Source organism: Labilithrix sp., from assembly GCA_019637155.1.
In the GTDB taxonomy this organism is placed as follows: Bacteria; Myxococcota_A; Polyangia; order Polyangiales; family Polyangiaceae; genus Labilithrix.
In genome coordinates this window covers 491,564-512,342 of sequence record JAHBWE010000004.1, presented here as the reverse complement: position 1 = coordinate 512,342, position 20,779 = coordinate 491,564, and the positions used below count along the sequence as shown (strand labels likewise).

Genomic DNA, 20,779 nt, shown 5'->3' with positions numbered 1-20,779 from the left:
GCCGTCCGCAGGTTCGCTCCTCGGTCGAGCGTTGGCCAGCGAGCCCCTTCACATCGTCGCGCACAGCGTCCTTTATGGCTCGCTGGCGGTGGCGCTGGCCGCGTGGTTGTTTCCGTCGTCGTCGCCTGGCGCGGCGCGCGTGGTCCTCGCCGCGGGGGCGTTCTTGCTCGTGGCGGGCTCGCAGGAGCTCGCGCAGGCGCTCTCGAGGTCACGTCTTCCCGGTGGTGAGGAGCTGTTCGATCTCGTGGTCGACGCGGCAGGTGCGTCCGTCGGCTTGATCGTCTGGTCGCTCTTCGACCGGCGCCGCGTCTACCCGCTCGCGCGATCGCTGGGCGTGGCGCTGCATCCGGGGTTCATCGGTCCTCTCGGCGTCTTCGCGCTCGCGTGGAGCACGCTCCGCGACACACGCGCGGCCCTCGGCTGGACGCTGGTGCTCGTCCTCGCGGTGCTCCCGCTCGCGGCGACCTGGTGGGTCGGCTTGAAGCGAGGCTGGTACTCGGATCGTGACCTGTCGGTGCGCGCCGAGCGGCCCCGGTTCCTCTTGCTCGCCCTCGTCGCCGCGACGGTCATCCTCGTCGCGGTGCATCTCGTGGACGCCCCGGCGATCGTGCGCGACATCACGACCGCGAACCTGATCGCGACCGCGCTCTTCACGCTGACGACGGTGGTCGGGACCAAGGTGAGCGGCCACGTCGCGGTCCCGGTCGGCGTGGTCGTGCTCATCTCCGCGACGTCGTCGCGAGGCCCATGGCCGTTCCTCATCGTCGCGCTCTCGGTCAGCTGGGCCCGCGTGCGCGAGGGCCGCCACACGCCCCGCGAAGTCCTCGCGGGATGGGGCATCGCCGGCGCCTCGTGCCTGCTCACACGACTCGTGGGTTCGTAGTCGCGTCGAGCCCCACGTCCGGCCGCCGTGGCCAACGAATCGAGGCAGCTCACGTAGCACTCACACCCAAGCGACAGCTCGTCCGCGCCCATTCCCGTTCAACACGCAGATCGAATTTGCCTCGAATCTAACTAGCCGCCGACCGCGAAAACAGCGACAGGCCGACAGCTAGCGCGCCTCGAGGAAGATGCGATTCGCCTACCACGCGCGGGCGTATTGGCGCGGCGGCGCCACCCCCGCGCCCAGCGCGCCTGCGGCGCGCTGGGGCCAATATGGGTCGCGAAGGAGCTCCCGCGCGAGGAAGACCAGGTCGGCTTGCTCCGTCCGGATGACGTGGTCCGCTTGCTGCGGCGACGTGATGAGGCCCACCGCGCCCGTGCGTAGGCCGCTTCGGCGGCGGACCTCGGCGGCGAAAGGTGTCTGGTAGCCCGGGCCGAGCGGGATCCGCTGCTGCGGGGAGAGGCCGCCGCTCGAGACGTCGAGCAGGTCCACGCCTGCGTCTACCAGCGACTGCGCGAGGGTGCAGGTGTCGTCGAGGGTCCAGCCACCGTCGACCCAGTCCGTCGCCGAGACGCGGACGAAGAGCGGGCACGCGTCCGGGATCGACGCGCGCACGCGCTCGACGACGCGGCGGAGGAGGCGCGTGCGGCCCTCGAACGTGCCGCCGTAGTCGTCCGTGCGATGGTTCGAGAGCGGCGACAGATGTTCGTGGAGCAGGTAGCCGTGCGCGGCGTGGATCTCGACGACGCGGAAGCCCGCGGCCACCGCGCGCGCCGCGGCGGCGGCGAAGGCCTCGACGACGCCGTCGATCTCCGCGCGCGTGAGCGCCGCGGGGAGCGGGTAGCCGTCGGCGAAGGGGAGCGCGCTCGGCGCGACGGGTTGCCAGCCGCCCGCGGCGGGAGGCACCTCCTTGCCGCCGTCCCACGGCGGGGCCGTGCTCGCCTTGCGGCCCGCGTGCGCGAGCTGCATCGCGGGGACGGCGCCGTGCGCGGCGATGAAGCGCGCGATCGGGGCCCAGCTCTCCGCGTGCGCGTCGCTCCAGATGCCCGTGTCGGCGGGAGAGATGCGGCCCCGCGGCTCCACCGCCGTCGCCTCCGTGAAGACGAGCGCGGCGCCGCCCACCGCGCGGCTGCCGAGATGGACGAGATGCCACGTGCCCGGATGCCCGTCCTCCGCCGAGTACTGGCACATCGGAGAGACGACGATGCGGTTCGCGAGGGTGACGCCACGAAGCGCGAGCGGCTCGAAGAGATGCATCGCGCACGAGTCTAGACCGCGCCGAAGAGACGCGTCAGGAGACCCGGACGCCGCCACTGCGCGGCCGGCCCCGCGTTTCAGTCGAAGCCCTGCTGCACGATGAACTGCACGAGGTGCTTCGTGCTCGTCATGCGTCGCGTCGCAGCTCGCGCTCGATCGGGATGAACCCGAACGGGAGCAGCGCGAGGGCGATGAGGCGCGCGACGCGCGACAACGGCCAGCCGCGCTCGCTCTGCGTCCGCACCAGCGCCGAGACGAGCGCGAGGAACAAGACGCCGTGGATCATCCCGCAGATCCGGACCGCGAGCGGCATGTGCCAGACGTGCTTCAGCGGCATCGCGATGCCGACGAGCACGAGGAGCGAGATCCCTTCGAGCAGGCTCACGAGCCGAAGCGTCTTCATCGCAGCACTCCTTCCCACGTCGGCTTCAACACCATGCACGCGACCACGACGACGAGCGGCGCCGCGGTGCCGACCCACGCCCAGCGCGGGAGCGACGGCCGCCCGACGTTGCGGATCAGGATCAGGTTCGCCGCGAGCGAGCCGACCGCGCCCGCCACGATCCAGAGCTCGGTGAACCGGATCTCCTTGAGCGTCATCAGCGTATAACCCGCCGTCCACACGACCGTGATCGCCGGCCCCGCCACGCGGTGCGCCAGCCACTTCCGCGCCGCCGCGTCCGGCGCGAGATAAGCGGCAGTCGCCGCGCCGGCATAAGCCATTACGGCGAGGAACTTGAGGATCAGCAACGTCGCGTAAAAGGTCATTTCGCCTTCGATTTTGCCTTCGGCTTCGACAGCATCTCCACCGCCTTCTCGAGCCGGCGCGCGCGGGTCTCCGGCTTCTTCGCCTCCTCGATCGCCTCGACGTGCTCGCGCTGGTGCGAGAACGAGAGCGCCTTCCAGGCGTCCCACGCCGGCGGCGCGGCCTCGAGCGCCTTCACGAGGTCGGCCGGCGGCTTCACCTCCCGCTTCTCCTCGTCGAGCTCCAGCGTGACCTTCAACGTCTCGCTCCCCGCGACGCCCGCCGCCTCGCGGTTGCTCTTCCGCAACGGGATCCAGAGCGAGCCGCCCATCGACGCGATCGTGCTCCGGTACGTGTGCCGGTTGATCGTCACTACAACCTTTGCGCGCGTCTTGCCGAAGACTTCCTTCGGATCGAACGGCACCGGGATCGCGCACGTCGAGCCTTCCTGGAACAACGTCACCATCACGGTCTTCTTCGTGCTCATCACCGGGAGTCGTACCTCATAGCTCGCGCGTCGTCGCGGGTGCGAAGGGCTCGAGGTCCACCTCTACGAGGACGTAGGCGCGCGCGCCGGCGGAGACCGCGCGGCGGCGGCAGCTCGCGCCGTCCCGCTCGAAGAGCGCCTTCACCTCGTCCGTCACCTCGAACACGCGGCCGCTCGAGCGCACGAACGCCGGGAGCGGCGCGAGCCCACACGGATCGGGGTGCTGCTCGAGCGCCGGGATCGTGCACGCGGGATCGGCGAAGAGGACGCCGGACGCCGACACGGTCGGGAGGCAGCGCGTCGTCCCGTCCGCCGCCGGCATCGGCGCGCAGGGAGCCGACGTCGCGGTGTCGTAGAACGTGTCGAACGCGAACGCGTACCCGTGGAGCCGGACGCGCCCCGCCCCGCGCTCGGTCGGCACCGCCTCCGCGAACGACGCGCGCGGGATGACGGGGCCCCGCGCGAACGCGAGCACGGACGCGCCCGCGCCGCCGTCGGCGCCGACGCAGCGCCCGCTGCCGTCCTCTTGCCAGAGCGTCGCGGGATCGAGGCGCGCGCCGAGCGCGACGTAGTCTCCTCCACCGCATTCCCCGGAATACGCGAACGCGGCGGTGAGCGGACACTGCGCGTCGCGCGCGTTCTTCGTCAGCGCCGGCGCTTCGCACCCGGGCCGCGAGAAGAGGACGGTGCCGCCGCCGGCGAACGCGACGCGCGCGGGGAACCAGCGCGCCTCGCCGAGCACCGCCGCGTTCGGGACGCGCACGACCTCCTTCCGCTCGTCGTCCCAGCCGCCGAGCGGCTGCCGCGCGCCGTCGGCGGCGGCGAGCACGAGCGGCCGGATCCGCGTGTCCGCCAGCGCCGGCTCCTCGACGGCGCGCACGAACGACGCGAGCGGGATCACCTCGCCGAGCGACTGCACCACCGCGGGGCCTCCGCGCGGGAGACAGCCGTCGTCCGTCCGCACGTACGGCTCGATCGTGCGCGGCGCGCCCGCGCGGTGAACGACGAACGACGCGGCGCACGCGTCGCGAGGCCGCGCGACGACGTACCCCGACGGCCCGTCGAACGGCGAGAGCGCGACCGGCGCGGTGCAGCTCGCGTCTTCGTACAACGCGAGCAGCCCGTCGACGTCGTGGACCGCGGCGCCGCGAGGGAGGCAGTAGTAGACGGGACCCGGCGCGACGTTGGCGCGCTCGCCGTCGACGAACGCGCACTCCTCGTTCCGCGCGAGGTCGAAGAAATGGTCGAAGCGCCGGACGTCGGGATCTCCGCCGATCTCCCAGACCACCGCCTTGAGGCGAGCGCCGCTCGCGATCTCGACGTGCTCGCGCACCTGCCGCGGCGACGCCGCCATCCCGCTCTCGCATGCGACGGCCGCCACGACGGCGACGGCGCAGGCGCGGCGCATCAGCGACCGAGCTTGGACGGCGCCTGCATCTGCTCGCAGCGCTCCATGCAGGCGGGATCGTCCGTGCACTGCGTCGAGCAGTCCGCCGTGCGACCGCGCTTTTTATCGCACTTCGGATCGCGCTCGCACTTCATCGGGTCTTCGCGCGCGCCCTTCTCCGCCGCCGCGCACGCGCCGAGCAAGGCCGTGACCACGAGCACACCCGCGAGCTTCATCACCGGATCGTACCCCCGCCCGCCGGCGGCCGCGTCTTCTCGAGCGGAGGGCGCGCGCGGAGGCACTTGTCGACCGGGCCTTCGAGCGCCTTCAGCGCGGGGTTCATGCCGGGGAACGGACCGTGGCTCGGCGGACGCCCCATGACCGGCGCGAACATGCGCGACCAGTCGATCGAGTCCGAGACGCTGAGCCAGACGAAGAGCGCGCGCCCCTTGATCTTCTCGTAAGGGACTCCGCCGCCGGTGCCGCCGAACCAGAGCCGCGAGTCGTGGCTGTTGTGACGGTTGTCGCCCATGACCCAGACCTCGCCCGGCTTCACGAAGTACGGGCCCTGGTACTCGGAGCCGAGGTTCGAGCGATCGTAGAACGTGAGGTAAGCCTCGTCTTCGAGGAACTCGACGAAGACCTCACCTTCGCGCTTCGAGCCGTCGGGGGCCTCGCTGTAGCTGTAGGTGCCGGCGGAGCAGCTCGGCACCTCCCACCCGTTGATGATCGGGTGGCCGCCGCGCGCCTCGAGCTTGTCGCCCGGGATCGCGATGACGCGCTTGATGAAGTCCTGATCGGGGTGCTCGGGGAACGCGAAGACGATCACGTCGCCGCGCTCGGGCGGCATGCGCGACCACAGCCGCGACTGCGTCCACGGGATCGCGGGGCCGTAGGTGAACTTGTTGACGAAGATGTGATCGCCGACCTGCAAGGTGGGGATCATCGAGCCGCTCGGGATCTTGAACGCCTCGACCACGAACGCGCGCAGCGCCATCGCGACCGCGATCGCGATCAGGATCGACTCGGCGTACTCGCGCGCCTCGCTCTTGCGCCAGCGACCGAGCTTCGTGTCGACCTCGCCGTCGGCCTTCACCGCCGCCTCGAGGAACGCCTCCTCGTCGAACGGCTCACGCTCCATCGCGTCTTCGAGCGCGTCGAGGTCGGCCTTGAGCGTCGCGCGCTCCTTCGCCGAGAGCTCCTTCTCGATCGCGCCCTTGTTCTTCTCGAGGATCGCCTCCGCCTCCTCGACGAGCGCGCGCGCCTTCTCGAACGGGCCGCGGATCCCCTTCGGCAGGCCGTCGCGCAGCGGCGGATGGGCGTGGTACGCGAGCGGGAGGTGATGGCGCACCCACCACAGCGCCATCTCGAACATCGTGAACGTGACGATCCCGAACGGGACCGGCTGATCGCGCACGCGCTCCTCGATCCAGCCGAGGACGCCGCCGCGATCGATCCCGCTCGCGGGCGTGAGCGCCCAGACGAGGATGCAGGCGAGGAGGAACGGCGTGAGGACGAACCAGAGCGCCCAGTACACCGTGCGCAGCACCTTGATCGGCGGCCGCTCCGGCTTCTTGTGCTCGCGCGCGGGCTTTGGCGGCGCATCCTTCGCCGGGGCGACCTCTTCCTTCGCCTCCTCCTTCGCCTCGACCGTCTCTTCTTCTTCGCTCACGACGCGTCGCCGATCTGGATGAGGTAGTTGACGACGGCGGCGCGGTCGTCGAGCGCGTTCACCACCGGGGCCACCTGACCGGCGGTCGGGGTGTTGTCCAGGACGATGTAATAGGTCCCGGGCGGAACGACAATCGAACGCTTCAGTTGATTCCCCTGCGCGAGGACCTCCGACCGCATCGGCGTGCCCTGGAGCGGGCCCGACTGCGCGTATTCGTAGTAGAGGCCGAGCGACTGCTCCGCGTCCGCCTTGCGCATCACGAGGACGTCGATCGCGGGGATGCCGTCGACCGCGGCGGTGAGGTAGATCGCCTTCTTCTCCTCCTCCACCACGATCGGACCGATGAAGTCGCGCTGGTTCTGGTGGACCTCGGTGCGCTCGTTCTCGTAGGTGACGCGCCCGTCGCCGCGCTCGACCTGGTACGGGTGGAACGGCTTCTTTCCGAGCGGGACGATGCCGAGCGCGAGCTCCACGTTGGCCTCGCTCCCGTCCTTCGCGATGACGGTGAACCCTTCCTGCAGCTTCTGCGCGAGCGTCTGCTTGCCGAAGTCGTTCCCGAGCGAGGAGATGCCGGCGAACATCGTCGCGAGCGGGCTCTCGATGCGATGGGTCTGGAAGTTGGACGCGTCGATGCGCTGCGGGCGGAAGTACGAGTAGATGTCGCACTGATCGCCGTCGGTCACCTGGAAGTCGTACCGGAACGCGGCCGACCCGCCGCCGTTGAAGGTCACCTTCTTCGTGACGTTGGTCCAGGCGTAGCCCATGCCGGCGAAGGTCACGTGGAGCGTGTCGCCCTCGCTCGCGGTGCACTGGCTCGGATAGAAGCGCCCAATCACCGGCGAGTCGGCGCTCAGCTTCAGCGGGGCGTTGCGGCTCTTCATCTGCTTGCAGAAGTCACCCATCGCCTTCCGCAGCATCGACCGGCGCATCGAGAGGTTCTCGGGCTGGTTGATGGTCCCCCGGAACTGGCAGGCCGGGTTGCAGCTGCAGCCGGCGTTGAGAGCGGATGACCCGGCGAGCGCCACGACGGCGAGCCAGGCCCCAAAGGTCTTCTGCAAAGCCCCCGCAGGCTACCAGAGTTGGTATCTTGGAGCGATGACGAGCGCGCAGGTCGAACGGAAGGTCGCGGTGCTGGGCGCGGGCGCGTGGGGGACCGCGCTCGCGAAGGTGCTCGCCGACAAAGGCGACACCGTCTCGATGTACTGCCGCCGCCCCGACCTCGTCGCGCAGATCAACGAGGACCAGGTCAACGGCCGCTACCTCCCGAGCGCGAAGCTGCCCCCGCGCCTCCGCGCCACCGTCGACCCGGAAGAGGCCCTCTCCGGCGCGGAGATGGTCCTCTTCGTCGCGCCGAGCCACGCCACGCGCGAGGTCGCGCAGCTCGTCGCGCGCAAGGTCCCGAAGAGCGCGCCGATCGTCAGCGCGACGAAGGGGATCGAGAACGGCACCCTCACGTTCGTCGACGAGATCCTCGCCGCGGAGCTGCCGGGGGAGACGCACCATCACTTCGCGTTCCTGAGCGGCCCCTCGTTCGCGAAGGAGCTCGCGGCCGGCCTCCCCACCGGCGTCGTCATCGCGGCGGAGGACGACGGCGTCCGCGACACGGTCATGCACCGCTTCCACGCGCCGTACCTGCGCACGTACGCGAGCAAGGACATCCCCGGCGTCGAGTGCGGCGGCGCGATCAAGAACGTGATCGCGATCGCGGCCGGCTGCGCCGACGGCCTCGGCTTCGGCCACAACACGCGCGCGATGCTCATCACGCGCGGCCTCTCCGAGATGGTGAAGCTCTCGCTCGCGCGCGGCGGCCAGGCGATCACGCTCGCCGGCCTCGCCGGGATGGGCGACCTCGTCCTCACGTGCTGCGGCGAGCTCTCGCGCAACCGCACGGTGGGCCTCGAGCTCGGGAAGGGCCGCAAGCTGCCCGACATCGTCGCGACGCTGGGCCACGTCGCCGAGGGCGTGAAGACGGCGAAGAGCGCCTACGACCTCGGGCAGAAGCTCGGCATCGAGCTCCCGATCATCAACGAGACGTACAAGGTCCTCTACGAGGACAAACCGGTGCTCGAGGCGCTCAAGGACCTGATGAGCCGCGAGCTGACCCCCGAGTTCGAGAGCATGAGCGGCCTCAAGGCGAGTCCCCAGGTCTGAGTCGAGGAAACATGATCCGATCCCGCTTGCTTCGCATCGCCGGCCTCGCCGCGCTGACCACCCTCGCCCTCGGCGCCGAGGACGCCGCCGCGCAACAGCCGTATTACCCGCCGCCGCAACAGCCTTATCCGCAGCAGCCGCCGCCGGGATATCAGCCTTATCAGCCATATCCCAATCAGCCGCCGCCCGGATATCAGCCTTATCCCAATCAGCCGCCGCCGGGATATCAGCCCGGATATCAGCCTTATCAGCCCTATACCCCGCCGCCGCCCCCGATCGCGCTCCAGCGCACCAACACCGAGATGCTGGCGCTCTACGTCACGGGCGCGCTCTACGGCGTCGGCACCGGCATCTGGCTCGACGCGCTCTTCAAGATCAAGGACCCGGGCCTCGCCGTCATCATGCCGATCGGGTTCGGCGCCGCCGTCCCGATCGGCTTCTGGGCGGTGGACGAGCACGTCGGGCGCTTCCCGCGCGGCGTCCCGTCCGCCACCGCGGCGGGCCTCGTGCTCGGCGGCCTCGAGGGCATGGCGATCGCCGGCACGCAGTGGCAGTACACGCGTGAGAAGGGCAACGACTGGGACTTCCGCACGCAGACGACGGTGACGTTCCTCCTCGCGACCGGCGGCGGCGTCGGCGGCTTCGCGTTCGGCGAGTGGCTGCACCCCGATCCGCGCAACATGCTCTTCATCGGCAGCGGCGCGGGCTGGGGCGCGGTCAGCGGCTCGCTCTTCGGCATCGCGGTGCAGGGGCGGCACGACGACTGGAAGGACGGGTCGAGCCTGGCCGGGCTCATCGGCTACAACGTCGGCCTCGTCGGCGCGGGCGCGATCAGCGTCTTCCACACGCCGTCGCTCCAGTCGCAGAAGTACATGTGGCTCGGCTACGGCGCGGGCCTCCTCGCCGGCTGCCTCGTGTTCCCGTTCTACCTCTTCGTGGACGATCCGGTCGTGAAGCGCGGCTTCATCGGCCCGTCGCTCGGCGGCGCCGCGGGCGCGGCGGTCGCCGGCGCGCTCACGTGGAACATGCGCGACGCCGGCGACGTGCAGGCGAAGCAATGGACGCCGCCGGTCGACCTCGCCGTCACGCCCATCCCCGCGCTCACGCCCGCCGCGACGAGCCACTCGTCGCAAGCGAGCCGGAGCTTGATGCAGCTCGTCGGTCCCGATCCGCGATTCTCGACCGCACCCGGCGGCGCGATGATCTCGGCCGCAGGCGCCTTCTAGGACTTCTAGGACCTTCCAAGACGCGCTCCATCGCCGCGCATGCGGTGCATGGACTCGCGTGGTCTCCGCGCGCTGCGTGCGCGTGGTCGCCGGCGCTGGCGGCGGAGCTCGGCGCGGAGCTCACGGCGTCGTCCGCGACGGACCTGATCGACGCGCCGGCTCCTCGGGCTCGCGGCATGAGCCTGACCGAGCGGTCGTTCACGCGCCACGTCGGCGCGGGTTGAGCGCGCGTCAGTTCGCGGGCGGCGTGGTCGTCGCGCCCGCGTCAGCGAGCTCGGCCGGCTTGTCGGTGTCCGCGGTGTCGGGGGTCATCGGCGGCTTCTTGTCGTCGCCGCCGCAAGCCGCGGTGGCGAGAACACACGCGAAGGCGAACAGCACGAGCGCAGCGATCCTCTTCATTCAGTCTCTCCTCCCCAGGTAAGGGACGCACCATTCTATACGGAACGGCCGAGGCTTTTGGGATATGTTTCGCCAGAAGTGCCGATCCTCAAGTGGTTCCCCCCTGCGGGCTCGCCGCGCACCTACGTGCTCTACAAGCCGGTCTCCACGATCGGTCGAGCGCTCGGGAACGACGTCGCCGTCGCGACGGCCGGCATCGGTGAGACGCACGCGCAGGTGCTGTTCGACGGCCGCGACTTCAACCTCGAAGAGGTCGACAAAGGCGGCGAGATCCTCATCAACGGGAAGAAGAAGCGCCGCGCGCGCCTCGTCCACGGCGACCGCATCACGCTCGGCGACGCGGAGCTCCAGTTCAGCATCTTCGACGAGCCGCAGTCCGCCGCGCGCGCGTCCGCCGCCTCCCCCTCGTCGCCGTCGGCCGGCGCGGAGACCACCGCCCAGCTCACCGCGGTGCGGAAGCTCCACGAGTTCAGCGAGAAGCTGATGACGCTGAAGGACCTCGACGAGCTGCTCGAGGCGATGCTCGACACCGTCATCGACATCACCGGCGCGGAGAAGGGCCTCGTCCTCCTCCTCGACGACGCGTACGGCTCGGACGGCTCGCCGTCGGGCCAGGCCGGCAAGCCCGTCATCCGCGCGTCGCGGCAGGTGAACCGCGAGGCGATCACCGACACGACCGGCGCGATCTCGGACAGCATCGTGCGCCGCGTCCTCGAGAGCGGCCGCCCCGTCATCGTGTCGGACGCGCTCTCGGACGACGTGTTCCGCACCTCGGAGAGCGTCGTCGCGCTCCGCCTCTCGAGCGTCATGTGCGCGCCGCTCGTCTCGCAGGGCCACGTCACCGGCGCGCTCTACGTCGGCAACGATCGGGTGAAGGGCCTCTTCCAGAAGGGCCAGCTCGATCTCCTCTCCATCTTCGCCGGCCAGGCCTCGCTCATCTTGCAGAACGCGATGCTCCTCAGCGCGCTCCGCGCCGACAAGGAGAAGCTCGCGGCGGAGCTGAAGGACAAGCGCTTCGGCGACATCATCGGCGTCTGCCCGTCGATGATGGAGGTGTTCCGCAAGCTGCAGAAGGTGGCGACGACGGACATCTCCGTCCTCATCACGGGCGAGACCGGCACCGGCAAGGAGCTCATCGCGCGCGAGCTGCATCGCCGCTCGAACCGCGCGTCGGGCCCGTTCATCGTCATCAACTGCGGCGCGATCCCGGAGAACCTGATCGAGAGCGAGCTCTTCGGCCACGTGAAGGGCGCCTTCACCGGCGCGATCGCCTCCCGCCCCGGCAAGTTCCAGGCGGCGGACAAGGGCACGCTCTTCCTCGACGAGATCGGCGAGCTGCCGCTGAACCTCCAGGTGAAGCTCCTCCGCGCGCTGCAGGAGCGCGTCGTCTTCCGCGTCGGCGACAGCAAGCCGGAGAAGGTCGACATCCGCGTCGTCGCCGCGACGAACCGTATCCTCGAGGAGGAGATCAAGGGCGGCCGGTTCCGCGAGGACCTCTACTACCGCCTCAACGTCGTCAACATCTGGCTCCCCCCGCTCCGCGACCGCGGCGACGACGTGCTCATCATCGCGAAGGCGCTCCTCTCGAAGTACGCGGAGGAGCTGCACTCGCCGGTGCAGGGCTTCACCCCCCAAGCCCTCGCCTCCATCCGCAAGAACAACTGGCCCGGCAACATCCGCCAGCTCGAGAACCGCATCAAGAAGGCGCTCGTCCTCTGCGACAAGACCCTCCTCGGCGTCGAGGACCTCGAGCTCGATCAAGCCGGCGAGAGCTCCATCTTGCCGCTCGAGAAAGCGAAGGAGGAGTTCCAGCGAAAGTACGTGCTGGAGATCCTCGAGCGCAACAACGGCAACCGCACCCAAACCGCACGCGACCTCGGCGTCGACCCCCGCACGATCTTCCGCTACCTCGAGCGCGAGGCGAACCCGATGCCGAGCGGCGCCGGCGGCAGCCCAAGCAGCACGAAGCCGGAGTAGCCACGATGACGCGATGAGAGCGCACCTGCTCGTGGTCGCGTCGCTGCTCGGATGTAGCGGGGGTCCGTCGACGGCGCTGTCCTCCGAGGACGGGCCCTCGTCGTCGTCGTCCGGGCAGGTCGGCGCCGCGACGGCGCAGGCGATCTTCACCGGTCGCTTCGAGGACCCCGACGCCGGCGCGTGCAGCGACGCCGGCGCGCTCGCCGAGGTCGGGGCCTTCGGCGAGCCCAGCGCCGCGGTCCCCAGCACGCCGGCGCCGAACGGCTCGACGTGGAGCGGCAAGCTCGTCTCCGTGACGTGCGCGGTGCGCGAGGTCGCGGACGAGAAGTACGACGTCAGCGCCGCGCTCCGCGTCGGCGACGACCAGACCGTCCGGATCGAGGGCAGGCTCGAAGGGACCGGCGACTCGAAGGACGTCCGCGTCGTGGTCGAACGCCCCACCGGCGCGTGGGAGGACCGCACGTGCGTCGCGCGCCTCACCGAGCCGAACATGGGCGTGGCGTCCGGTCGGGCCTGGGCCGAGATCCGCTGCCCGAAGCTCGAGCAGGGCGAGGCGACCTGCGCCCTCACCGCCCAGGTGCGCCTCGAGAACTGCACGCACTGAAGCGTCGGGCGCGCGTCGTGGCTCCTCCGCTCTCGCCTCGCGACGCCCTCGAGCGCGCGCGCATCCCGTCGTTCGACGGCGTACGCGCGCTCGCGATCCTGCCGGTCGTGTTCCATCACGCGACGCCGCGACCGCTCGAAGGTGTGATGGGGCGCGGGCCGCTCGGCGTCGATCTGTTCTTCGCGCTCTCCGGCTTCCTCATCACGACGCTGCTCTGCCGCGAGAAGGAGGCGACCGGCACGGTGCGGCTCGGCCGCTTCTGGGCGCGCCGCGCGCTCCGGATCTTCCCGCTCTACTACGCCGTCCTCGCGCTCTTCGTCGTCCACGCCGTGCTCCTCCGCGACCCCGGCCCCGTGCGCGACCACTTCCTCCGCAGCCTGCCCGTCCACCTCACGTACACGAGCAACTGGCTCCTCGACACGAACGTCCCCCACTCCGTCGTGTTCGGGTTCGGCTGGTCGCTCGCGACCGAGGAGCAGTTCTACCTCGTGTGGCCCCTCGTCATGCGCGCCGCGCGGCGCACCGGCGTCGCGGCCACGTTCATGCTCGGCGTGCTCGCCGTCGATCAGCTCGCCGATCGCGGGCACCTCGGCGCTCTCCTCGGCGCCGGCGTGCTCCTCCGCGCGCTCCGGAGCATCGCCGCGCCGATCGTCGGCGGCGCCTTGCTCGCCCTCGCGCTGCGGTCACGCGCCGGCCTCGCGCTCCTCGCGCCCGTCCTCGCGCACCGGGCCGCGTCGCTCGCGGCGCTCGCCGCGCTCCTCTTCCTCGCGTGGACCGGCGGCTCCCTCGCGCTCGCGCACCTCTCGATGATCGCGCTCGTCGGCGCGTGCGCGCTTCGCGCCGATCACCTCCTCGCGCCGCTGCTGGAGCACCCGATCGCGCGCTTCATCGGCGATCGCAGCTACGCGATCTACCTCCTCAACGTCCCCGCCGTCGTCGCGGTGAAGCGCCTCCTCGGCGAAGGTTCGCTCGCCCTCGTCTTCGTCCTCGGCTTCGCGCTCTCCCTCGCCTTCGCGCACGCCGCCCACCTCCTCGTCGAGCGCCCTCTCCTCGCCGCCCGCGCGCGCCTCCGGTAGACGGTCGCCCCGCCGGCGACCATATACCCTTGAAACCGGACGCCGCCGTGATCACCATGGCGGCTTCCCTCCCGCTCGGACGTTCCCGTGAGCACTACCGATCAGCTTCGCGATCCGTGTCCGGACAAGACCCGGTCCGACCTCGAGTACGCGCGCGTCCTCGGCGCCCTCGCCGCGCGCTGCGTCTCCGAGGGCGGCAAGGCGCTCGCGCTCGCCCTCCCCTTCGCGCGCACGCGCGCCGAGGTGCGGCGCCTGCTCGACGAGGCCGCCGAGGCGACCGCGCTCCGCGCCGGCAACGAGCCGCTCCCCACGGTCGCGCTCGCCGACGTGTCGTCCGCGGTCGGTCGCGTCGGCGCCGCCGGCGTCCTCGCGCCGACCGAGATCCGCGAGGTCGGCAAAGCCCTCGAGGCCGCCAAGACCCTCCGCCGCTTCCTCGCGAACAAGAAGTCGCGCGTCCCCGCGCTCCACTCCGCGTGCACCACCGACCCCACGCTCGACGCGCTCGCGGACGAGCTCGCCGCCGCCTTCGACCCCGACGGCACCCTCTCCGATCGCGCCTCGCCGCGCCTGAAGGAGCTCCGCGGCGAGTACCACACCGCGCGGCAGCGCCTCCTCGCGCGCCTCGACGACTTCATGTCGAAGTACGAGGGCATCATCCAGGACCGCTTCGTCACCGAGCGCGAGGGCCGCTACGTCGTGCCGGTCCGCTCCGACGCGCACGAGCGCTTCCCCGGCCTCGTCCACGCGACGAGCGCGAGCGGCGCCACGCTCTTCGTCGAGCCCCGCGCCGTGATCCCGATGGGCAACCGCCTCAAGGTCCTCGAGGCCGAGGTCCAACGCGAAGAAATTGCAATCTACACGAAGCTCTCCGACCGCATCGGCGAGTCGCTCCCGAGCGTCATCGCCGCGATCGAGGCGCTCGCGCGCGCCGACGTCCGCGCCGCCACCGCCCGCCTCGCGGAGGACCTCCGCCTCGCCTTCCCCGACGTCGTCGACGAAGCGCGCCTCGACCTCCGCGCCGCGCGCCACCCGCTCCTCCTCCTCGACAGCGAGAAGAACGGCGTCCTCCGCTTCGACGCGGTCGTGCCCTCGAACCTCGCCGTCGCCGCGCGCGGCGCGGTCGTCGTGAGCGGCCCCAACGCCGGCGGCAAGACCGTGGCGCTGAAGACGATGGGCCTCGTCGCGCTCATGATCCGCGCCGGCCTCCCGGTGCCCTGCGGCGACGACAGCGCGGTCGGCATCTTCGAGGTCGTCCTCACCGACGTCGGCGACGACCAGAGTCTCACGAAGAGCCTCTCCACCTTCAGCGCGCACGTGCGGAACCTCGTCCGCATCCTCGACGACACGCAGCCGGGCGCGCTCGTCCTCCTCGACGAGCTCGCGGGCGGCACCGATCCGCGCGAAGGCGAGGCCCTCGCCGCCGGCATGCTCGACTCCCTCACCGCGCGCGGCGGCGCCGTCGTCGTCACCACGCACTACGAAGGCCTGAAGGCGCTCGCGCTCGCCGACGATCGCTTCCAGAACGCGTCGATGGGCTTCGACCTCCCCACGATGAGCCCCACCTTCAAGCTCGCGGTCGGCGTCCCCGGCAGCTCGAGCGCGCTCGCGGTCGCGCGGACGTTCGGGCTCCCGAGCACGGTCATCGAGCGCGCCGAGCGCTTCCTCACGCGCGAGGACGTCCAGTTCGAGAGCGTCGTGAAGAAGCTGAACGACGAGCGCGCGGCCCTCGAGCTCGCGCGCGCCGCCGCGGAGACACGCGAGCGCGAAGCGGAGGAGACGCGCCGCGCCCTCGAGGGCGAGCTCCGCGCGGCGAAGGACCGCGAGCACCGCCACGTCTCGAAGGAGGCAGAGTCGCTCCTCGGCGCCGTCCGCCGCGCGCGCGAAGAGCTCCGCGAGGCGCAAGCCAAGCTCCGGAGCAAGAAGCTCGACGCCGCCGCCGCGAAGGAGGCGCAAGCCGCGATCGATCGCGTCGCCGCGCAGGTCGCCGTCGGCGGCGCGCTCGATCCCGCGCAGCTCTCGACGCCGGCCCCACCCGCCGTCGCGTCGGCGGCGCCCGCGTTCCTCCCGAAGAAGGGCGCCCGCGTGTTCGTCACGCGCCTCCGCGGCGAAGCCGACGTCCTCGAGGTCCTCCCCGACGGCGCGGTCCGCGTGCAAGCGGGCCCGCTGAAGCTCGTCGTCGACCCTTCCGAAGTGCGTCCCATCACCGCCGAGTCCGAGCCACGCCGAAAGGCCGCCGCGCCCGCCGCCCCCACGAAGGGCGGCGATCCCCCCGGCCTCGACGCGGCGGTGCAGACGAGCGACAACACGTGCGACCTCCGCGGCCTCCGCACCGACGACGCGCTGTCGCTCGCGGTCACGTTCCTCGATCGCTCCATCAACGACGAGCGCCGCGTCTGCTTCCTCGTGCACGGCCACGGCACCGGCGCGCTGAAGGAGGCCATCCGCCGCGAGCTCAAGTCGAGCCCCTACGTCCGCTACTTCCGCGCCGGCACCACCGGCGAAGGCGGCGACGGCGTCACCGTCGCCTGGCTCTCGTAGCAGCCACTCGCGGCAGCCACTCGCAGCAGCCTCTCGCAGCAACCGCACGCAACGTCGCGTGCCCCTCATCGCGTGGTCTTTTTTCTTTGGCCTCGCACGAGTATCCGGCCGTTGGCTACGCCTTTGGTCTGGGGCGCTGGCGGGATCTGCCGTTCGCTACGCTGCACCACCGGCGAGCCCGCTACGCGCGTGGCGGCCCGCGATCCAGTAGGCTGCGATCGTGTCCGACGACGTCGCGCGCGCGGTCCGCTGGATTCCGGACGCGGACGGGATGGGGGGACGCTTCCGCTCGCGGAAGTCACGCGCGAGGTTCCACGCGTTCGCGTGCCTATGGAACCTGCTCCTGCCGCAGCTCACCTCGCCGAAGCCGATATCGACGACGTTCCTCGTCGCCGGCCTCGCCGGCGCCGCGCTGTTCGCCTACTTCTTCGTCCGCGCTCTCCGGAACACGACGACCGTACGCTTCGAGGGCGGCCGCTTCGCCTGTCGCGTAGGCCCCATGCCTCCCGGCGAGCGATTCGAGCACCTGCTCGCAGACATCGACACGTTCGCCGTCGAACCGACCCCCGACCAAGAGGAGTGGAAGATCGTCCTCATCACCCGCAGCGGCCCCCGCCTCCACGTGCCGATCGATCTCGACGGCATCGTGGTCACGCTCCGAGGCTCGAACAAGGCCCTCTTCGGCCGCGCACCGAGAGACCACATCGAGCTCGCCACGACCCTCCTCAACGACACACTCGACCAAGCCCGCCGCGCAAGCTCGAGGTACCGCGTAGCAGGAACGGAGCCCCCAAGCGCCGAAAGCGAGGCCCCCGCAACCTCTTCGCTCCAATCGCCCGAAGCCGAAGCCGACAAGCGATCTGCCCGACACAAAGGATGATCGTGACAAGCTCGAGCCGCGCGAGCGGACACGGCGGTGCTCGCGAGCTGGGCGTGTCGGGCCCGCCGGGATGCGACGTGGCGAACGGCAGATCCTGCCAGCGCCCCTGACCAAAGGCGTAGCCAACGGCCGGATGCTCGTGGTGAGGCCCAGAAAAAACGCGCGGCGCCAATGAAGCCGGACATCCTCGCCGGATGCCTCACCACGTCAGCGACGACGGCACGAACGCCGCGCCATCGTCGACCGCATCGCCATGTGCGAGCCCGGTTTCTGCGCGAGTTGCGCAATGTGTCCCCGACGCGTCTTTCGTTGCGCGTGGCTTGACGCAAAGGCTGTGGCCGAGCACATAAGGCGCCGGCATGAAGGTCGTCCGGCTCGCTCTGCCTCTCGCGATCGCGCTCGCCGCTGCCGCGCTGCCTGCGTGCGCCGTCGATGCCGAAGAGGCCGCGACGACGGAGCTGGCCGCGACCGATCCCGCCGCCCCGCCTTACCCGATCGTCCTCGCGCATGGCTTCTTCGGGTTCGAAGACTTCGCCGGCATCGACTTCATCAACTACTTCCACGGCGTCAAAGAGCACCTCGCGGCCCGCGGTGAGGCGCGCGTCTTCACGCCTACGGTCGATCCGTTCAACGACTCGATTCATCGCGGCAAGCAGCTGCAGGCGCGCGTCGAGGAGATCGTGCGGCGGACCGGCGCGCGGAAGGTGAACATCATCGGGCACTCGCAGGGCGGGCTCGACGCGCGGTACGTCGCGCACGAACGGCCCGACCTCGTCGCGTCCGTCGTCACGTTCGCGACGCCGCATCACGGCACGCCGCTCTCCGATCACTTCGAGCTCATCGACAACCCGTTCACGTCGTGGGCGTTCGACGGCTTCGTGCGCATCCTCGGCGCGCCGCTGTGGGACCAGATCGGGCGCGACACCTCGATCGTCCAGTCGTTCCGGCAGTTCTCGAGCACGAACATCGCGCGGTTCAACCGCGACTACCCCAACGTCCCCGGCATCCCCTACTGGTCCGTCACCGGCCGCACCGCGAGCTCGCTCGGCGGCGACGCGTGCAAGACGAACGACGCGCCCCCGTGGATCGCGAAGTGGAACGACACCCGCGACACGACCGAGGTGCTCCTCAAAGTGCCGCAGCTCCTCCTCTCGGGCTGGTCCGGCGCGCCGAACGACGGCCTCGTCCTCGTCGAGAGCGCGCGGTGGGGCACCTTCCTCGGCTGCGTCCCCGCCGATCACTTCGACGAGATCGGCCAGCTCTTCGGCGGCCCCGCCGGCGCCGGCAACCGCTGGAGCCACCTCGACTTCTACGCCGACCTCGTGACGTTCCTCCGCGATCGCGGGCTCTGATCCAAGCAGGTGACGAGAGAGCCGAAGCGGCCGCTCAGTCGCTCGAAGTGGACCGGGCAGCAGGACGACGTCCCTTTCCTCGAGGCGATCACCGCCGCGCCCGACGACGACGGACCGCGCGTCGTCTTCGCCGACCACCTCATCGAACGCTGCGACCCGCCGAGAGGCTGCCTTCGCGCCGGCTGACGGAGCTGCGCCTCGAGCTCGACGTGCGGTGCGCCGAGCGCGACCCAGCCGAGCATGTCCCGCTGCGCCACCCGCTCGCTCCGCTCACGCGCCTCGACCTCGGAGCGCTCGAGGAGCTGCGCCTCGGGCACTTCGTCGTCGACGGGTCGTTCGCGGACCTCCGCCTGCCGGCGCTGGCGAAGCTCCAGCTGAGGCGATGCTCGCTCCTCGAAGCCGGCGTCGACGCGATGCTCGCCGCCCCGGACCTCCCGCACCTCGCGTCGCTCGCGGTCCATCGTTGCTCGGTCGACGAGGCCGGGACCGCTGCGATCCGGCAACACTTCCCGCGCGCCGACATCATCTAGAATCGGCGAGCAGCGTGGTGAGCTCGTAGCCGGTTGGGGTCACGATCACGGTGTGCTCCCACTGCGCCGAGAGCTTGCGGTCGGCGGTCAGCACAGTCCAGCCGTCGTCGAGGAACTCCACGTCGGGGCGGCCCTCGTTGATCATCGGCTCGATCGTGATCGCCATCCCGGCCTTGAGGCGGATGCCGGTGCCGCGCTTGCCGGTGTGGCTCACGTGCGGATCGAGGTGCATCTTGCGGCCGATGCCGTGGCCGCCGAGCTCCGTCACCACCGTCACGCCGTCCTTGCGCGCTTGCTCCTCGATCGCGGCGCCGATGTCGCCGAGGCGGGCGCCCTCGCGCACCACCGCGATGCCGGCGTCGCGGCAGCGGCGGGCGGCCTCGACGAGCCGTCGCGCGGCGGGCTTCGCGTCGCCGACGATGAACGTCGCGGACGTGTCGCCGTGGTAGCCGTCGAGGTTCGTCGTGACGTCGACGTTCACGATGTCGCCGTCGACGAGGAGCTCGTCGGCGCGCGGGATGCCGTGGCACACGACCTCGTTCCGGCTCGTGCACACCGCGGCGGGGAAGCCCTTGTAGCCGAGCTGGCTCGGCTTGCCGCCGCGTCGGGCGGTGTCCTCCCGCACCCAGCGCTCGATCTCGCCGGTCGTGATGCCCGGGCGGATGCGCTCGCCGACGTAGGCCAGCGTCTCCGCCGCGACGCGGCCCGCGCGCCTCATCTTCGCGATCTCCGCCGCGCTCAGGATCTCGATCGCCATCGCTCCGCACGAAAGATGCGGGCGCGAGGCGCGAGCGTCCAATACCGATTTGGTATGCTGGAGGGGTGAGCCTCGCGCAGATTCGTTATTTCGTGGTGGTGGCGGAGGAAGGCAACGTCGGGCGCGCCGCGTCTCGGCTCCGCGTCGCGCAGCCGCCGGTCAGCCGGCAGATCCGCGCGCTCGAGGACGAGATCGGCACCCCGCTCTTCACGCGGACGCCGCGCGGGATGAAGCTCCTCCCTTCGGGCGAGGCGTTCCTCGGGCGCGCGCGGCAGATCCTCCGCGCGGTCGACGAGGCGAGCGACGCGGCTAGGCGGGCGGCGGCGAGTCGAGCGGAGGACTGAGCGCGACGCGCACCTCCTTCGCGACCTCCTCCGCGCGCGCCTCGTCGAGGCCGAGCGAGTGGAAGAGCACGTCGATGAGGGCGTCCTCTTGCGGGCTCGCGTCGCGATCGATGAGCGCGAGCGCCATCGCGACGCGGAAGGCCGCCTCGCGGAGATCGGCGGGGAGCTTCGGCGCGACGAGCTTCACGCGGTCGATGCACGAGGTGCCGTCGAGCGCCTTCGTGAACTTGGTGTAGAGCGCACCTAGCTCGTCGTCGCTCGCGGCCTTGCCTCGCACGCGGGCGACGAGCTCGCGGAAGGCGTCCGCCTCTTCCTTCGCGAGCTTGCCGTCGGCGGCGGTGACGAGAAAGGCGAGCTCGAGCAGCGCGTCGGCGTGGTCCTCGGCGCTGATGGCCTGAACGGGAAGGAACGCGTTCATCGTCATGATGCCGAGGTTATGCGAGTCGCTCGACGAACGGAACGGTGTCGCGGATGCGGGTGCTAGGATGACGTCATGAGCCCGCGTCATGTTCGT

24 protein-coding genes are annotated in these 20,779 nt (G+C 70.9%); 13 read left to right on the top strand and 11 right to left on the bottom strand.

The genetic code is table 11. The features are described from left to right. Positions 1 to 31: 31 nt before the first annotated feature. On the top strand, positions 32 to 883 hold the full coding sequence (locus KF837_10850) for a phosphatase PAP2 family protein (GenBank protein MBX3227807.1): 852 nt from the start codon (positions 32 to 34) through the stop codon (positions 881 to 883). A gap of 198 nt (positions 884 to 1,081) precedes the next feature. Here KF837_10850 and KF837_10845 read toward each other — a convergent pair whose 3' ends face one another. From KF837_10845 to KF837_10810, 8 genes are all read right to left on the bottom strand, one after another. Then, on the bottom strand, positions 1,082 to 2,140 hold the full coding sequence (locus KF837_10845; GenBank protein ID MBX3227806.1) for an NADH:flavin oxidoreductase/NADH oxidase: 1,059 nt from the start codon (positions 2,138 to 2,140) through the stop codon (positions 1,082 to 1,084). A gap of 127 nt (positions 2,141 to 2,267) precedes the next feature. Beyond that, positions 2,268 to 2,561, bottom strand: coding sequence for a DUF3817 domain-containing protein (locus KF837_10840; protein MBX3227805.1), 294 nt, complete (start codon positions 2,559 to 2,561; stop codon positions 2,268 to 2,270). Beyond that, entirely contained in the window at positions 2,540 to 2,908 is a 369-nt protein-coding gene (locus KF837_10835) for a hypothetical protein (GenBank protein ID MBX3227804.1), read from the bottom strand. Before KF837_10835 ends, KF837_10840 begins: the two co-directional genes overlap by 22 nt. Next, entirely contained in the window at positions 2,905 to 3,372 is a 468-nt protein-coding gene (locus KF837_10830; GenBank protein MBX3227803.1) for a DUF1905 domain-containing protein, read from the bottom strand. The genes KF837_10835 and KF837_10830 overlap by 4 nt, the downstream gene beginning before the upstream one ends. 16 nt (positions 3,373 to 3,388) lie before the next feature. Further along, complete coding sequence (locus KF837_10825; protein ID MBX3227802.1) at positions 3,389 to 4,780, bottom strand: hypothetical protein; 1,392 nt, start codon at positions 4,778 to 4,780, stop codon at positions 3,389 to 3,391. Next, positions 4,780 to 4,995 (bottom strand): hypothetical protein, encoded by a 216-nt coding sequence (locus KF837_10820; GenBank protein MBX3227801.1) that lies wholly within the window; start codon positions 4,993 to 4,995, stop codon positions 4,780 to 4,782. The genes KF837_10825 and KF837_10820 overlap by 1 nt, the downstream gene beginning before the upstream one ends. Further along, positions 4,995 to 6,431, bottom strand: a complete 1,437-nt coding sequence (gene lepB, locus KF837_10815; protein ID MBX3227800.1) for a signal peptidase I — start codon at positions 6,429 to 6,431, stop codon at positions 4,995 to 4,997. The genes KF837_10820 and lepB overlap by 1 nt, the downstream gene beginning before the upstream one ends. Beyond that, positions 6,428 to 7,489 carry a hypothetical protein gene (locus tag KF837_10810; protein MBX3227799.1) on the bottom strand — a complete coding sequence of 354 codons (1,062 nt, stop codon included), beginning with the start codon at positions 7,487 to 7,489 and terminating at the stop codon, positions 6,428 to 6,430. The genes lepB and KF837_10810 overlap by 4 nt, the downstream gene beginning before the upstream one ends. 37 nt (positions 7,490 to 7,526) lie before the next feature. Here KF837_10810 and KF837_10805 point away from each other — a divergent pair, with 37 nt between their 5' ends. Genes KF837_10805 through KF837_10795 form a run of 3 tightly spaced genes read left to right on the top strand, consistent with a single transcriptional unit; the run spans position 7,527 to position 10,032 of the window. After that, the gene (locus KF837_10805; GenBank protein ID MBX3227798.1) at positions 7,527 to 8,582 is read left to right on the top strand and encodes an NAD(P)-dependent glycerol-3-phosphate dehydrogenase; all 1,056 of its coding nucleotides are present in this window, start codon (positions 7,527 to 7,529) and stop codon (positions 8,580 to 8,582) included. Positions 8,583 to 8,593: 11 nt separating this feature from the next. Then, positions 8,594 to 9,808 (top strand): hypothetical protein, encoded by a 1,215-nt coding sequence (locus KF837_10800; protein MBX3227797.1) that lies wholly within the window; start codon positions 8,594 to 8,596, stop codon positions 9,806 to 9,808. Between the two features lie 44 nt (positions 9,809 to 9,852). Continuing rightward, positions 9,853 to 10,032 (top strand): hypothetical protein, encoded by a 180-nt coding sequence (locus KF837_10795; protein ID MBX3227796.1) that lies wholly within the window; start codon positions 9,853 to 9,855, stop codon positions 10,030 to 10,032. Positions 10,033 to 10,039: 7 nt separating this feature from the next. On the opposite strand, the gene KF837_10790 is transcribed toward KF837_10795, so the two are convergent. Beyond that, positions 10,040 to 10,207 carry a hypothetical protein gene (locus tag KF837_10790; protein ID MBX3227795.1) on the bottom strand — a complete coding sequence of 56 codons (168 nt, stop codon included), beginning with the start codon at positions 10,205 to 10,207 and terminating at the stop codon, positions 10,040 to 10,042. Between the two features lie 57 nt (positions 10,208 to 10,264). On the opposite strand from KF837_10790, the gene KF837_10785 reads away from it, so the two are divergent. The 8 genes from KF837_10785 to KF837_10750 all read left to right on the top strand — a co-directional run bounded on the left by KF837_10785 (position 10,265) and on the right by KF837_10750 (position 19,164). Beyond that, the gene (locus tag KF837_10785; protein MBX3227794.1) at positions 10,265 to 12,184 is read left to right on the top strand and encodes a sigma 54-interacting transcriptional regulator; all 1,920 of its coding nucleotides are present in this window, start codon (positions 10,265 to 10,267) and stop codon (positions 12,182 to 12,184) included. A 13-nt stretch (positions 12,185 to 12,197) separates the two neighbouring features. Then, positions 12,198 to 12,788, top strand: coding sequence for a hypothetical protein (locus KF837_10780; protein ID MBX3227793.1), 591 nt, complete (start codon positions 12,198 to 12,200; stop codon positions 12,786 to 12,788). Positions 12,789 to 12,805: 17 nt separating this feature from the next. Next, complete coding sequence (locus KF837_10775) at positions 12,806 to 13,864, top strand: acyltransferase (protein MBX3227792.1); 1,059 nt, start codon at positions 12,806 to 12,808, stop codon at positions 13,862 to 13,864. A gap of 87 nt (positions 13,865 to 13,951) precedes the next feature. Next, entirely contained in the window at positions 13,952 to 16,402 is a 2,451-nt protein-coding gene (locus KF837_10770; GenBank protein ID MBX3227791.1) for a Smr/MutS family protein, read from the top strand. Between the two features lie 220 nt (positions 16,403 to 16,622). After that, positions 16,623 to 17,282, top strand: a complete 660-nt coding sequence (locus KF837_10765; protein ID MBX3227790.1) for a hypothetical protein — start codon at positions 16,623 to 16,625, stop codon at positions 17,280 to 17,282. A gap of 359 nt (positions 17,283 to 17,641) precedes the next feature. After that, complete coding sequence (locus KF837_10760; GenBank protein ID MBX3227789.1) at positions 17,642 to 18,634, top strand: alpha/beta fold hydrolase; 993 nt, start codon at positions 17,642 to 17,644, stop codon at positions 18,632 to 18,634. A gap of 9 nt (positions 18,635 to 18,643) precedes the next feature. Continuing rightward, positions 18,644 to 18,820 (top strand): TIGR02996 domain-containing protein, encoded by a 177-nt coding sequence (locus KF837_10755; protein ID MBX3227788.1) that lies wholly within the window; start codon positions 18,644 to 18,646, stop codon positions 18,818 to 18,820. Positions 18,821 to 18,843: 23 nt separating this feature from the next. Then, positions 18,844 to 19,164: a hypothetical protein gene (locus KF837_10750; protein MBX3227787.1), complete on the top strand. Its 321-nt coding sequence runs from the start codon at positions 18,844 to 18,846 to the stop codon at positions 19,162 to 19,164. Here KF837_10750 and map read toward each other — a convergent pair. Then, on the bottom strand, positions 19,157 to 19,921 hold the full coding sequence (map, locus tag KF837_10745; GenBank protein ID MBX3227786.1) for a type I methionyl aminopeptidase: 765 nt from the start codon (positions 19,919 to 19,921) through the stop codon (positions 19,157 to 19,159). The genes KF837_10750 and map overlap by 8 nt on opposite strands. Before the next feature lie 65 nt (positions 19,922 to 19,986). On the opposite strand from map, the gene KF837_10740 reads away from it, so the two are divergent. Then, positions 19,987 to 20,265 (top strand): LysR family transcriptional regulator, encoded by a 279-nt coding sequence (locus KF837_10740; protein MBX3227785.1) that lies wholly within the window; start codon positions 19,987 to 19,989, stop codon positions 20,263 to 20,265. Here the strand turns inward: KF837_10740 and KF837_10735 are convergent. Beyond that, positions 20,231 to 20,683 carry a TerB family tellurite resistance protein gene (locus KF837_10735; protein ID MBX3227784.1) on the bottom strand — a complete coding sequence of 151 codons (453 nt, stop codon included), beginning with the start codon at positions 20,681 to 20,683 and terminating at the stop codon, positions 20,231 to 20,233. The genes KF837_10740 and KF837_10735 overlap by 35 nt on opposite strands. Positions 20,684 to 20,779: the final 96 nt, after the last annotated feature.

What these genes read in the sequence shown, in the direction of transcription:
- KF837_10825 (MBX3227802.1), bottom strand. Translation starts at nt 4,780, where the DNA reads ATGCGCCGCGCCTGCGCCGTCGCCGTCGTGGCGGCCGTCGCATGCGAG.
- KF837_10830 (MBX3227803.1), bottom strand. Translation starts at nt 3,372, where the DNA reads ATGAGCACGAAGAAGACCGTGATGGTGACGTTGTTCCAGGAAGGCTCG.
- KF837_10820 (MBX3227801.1), bottom strand. Translation starts at nt 4,995, where the DNA reads ATGAAGCTCGCGGGTGTGCTCGTGGTCACGGCCTTGCTCGGCGCGTGC.
- KF837_10790 (MBX3227795.1), bottom strand. Translation starts at nt 10,207, where the DNA reads ATGAAGAGGATCGCTGCGCTCGTGCTGTTCGCCTTCGCGTGTGTTCTC.
- map (MBX3227786.1), bottom strand. Translation starts at nt 19,921, where the DNA reads ATGGCGATCGAGATCCTGAGCGCGGCGGAGATCGCGAAGATGAGGCGC.
- KF837_10800 (MBX3227797.1), top strand. Translation starts at nt 8,594, where the DNA reads ATGATCCGATCCCGCTTGCTTCGCATCGCCGGCCTCGCCGCGCTGACC.
- KF837_10835 (MBX3227804.1), bottom strand. Translation starts at nt 2,908, where the DNA reads ATGACCTTTTACGCGACGTTGCTGATCCTCAAGTTCCTCGCCGTAATG.
- KF837_10780 (MBX3227793.1), top strand. Translation starts at nt 12,198, where the DNA reads ATGAGAGCGCACCTGCTCGTGGTCGCGTCGCTGCTCGGATGTAGCGGG.
- KF837_10805 (MBX3227798.1), top strand. Translation starts at nt 7,527, where the DNA reads ATGACGAGCGCGCAGGTCGAACGGAAGGTCGCGGTGCTGGGCGCGGGC.
- KF837_10735 (MBX3227784.1), bottom strand. Translation starts at nt 20,683, where the DNA reads ATGAACGCGTTCCTTCCCGTTCAGGCCATCAGCGCCGAGGACCACGCC.
- KF837_10760 (MBX3227789.1), top strand. Translation starts at nt 17,642, where the DNA reads ATGAAGGTCGTCCGGCTCGCTCTGCCTCTCGCGATCGCGCTCGCCGCT.
- KF837_10845 (MBX3227806.1), bottom strand. Translation starts at nt 2,140, where the DNA reads ATGCATCTCTTCGAGCCGCTCGCGCTTCGTGGCGTCACCCTCGCGAAC.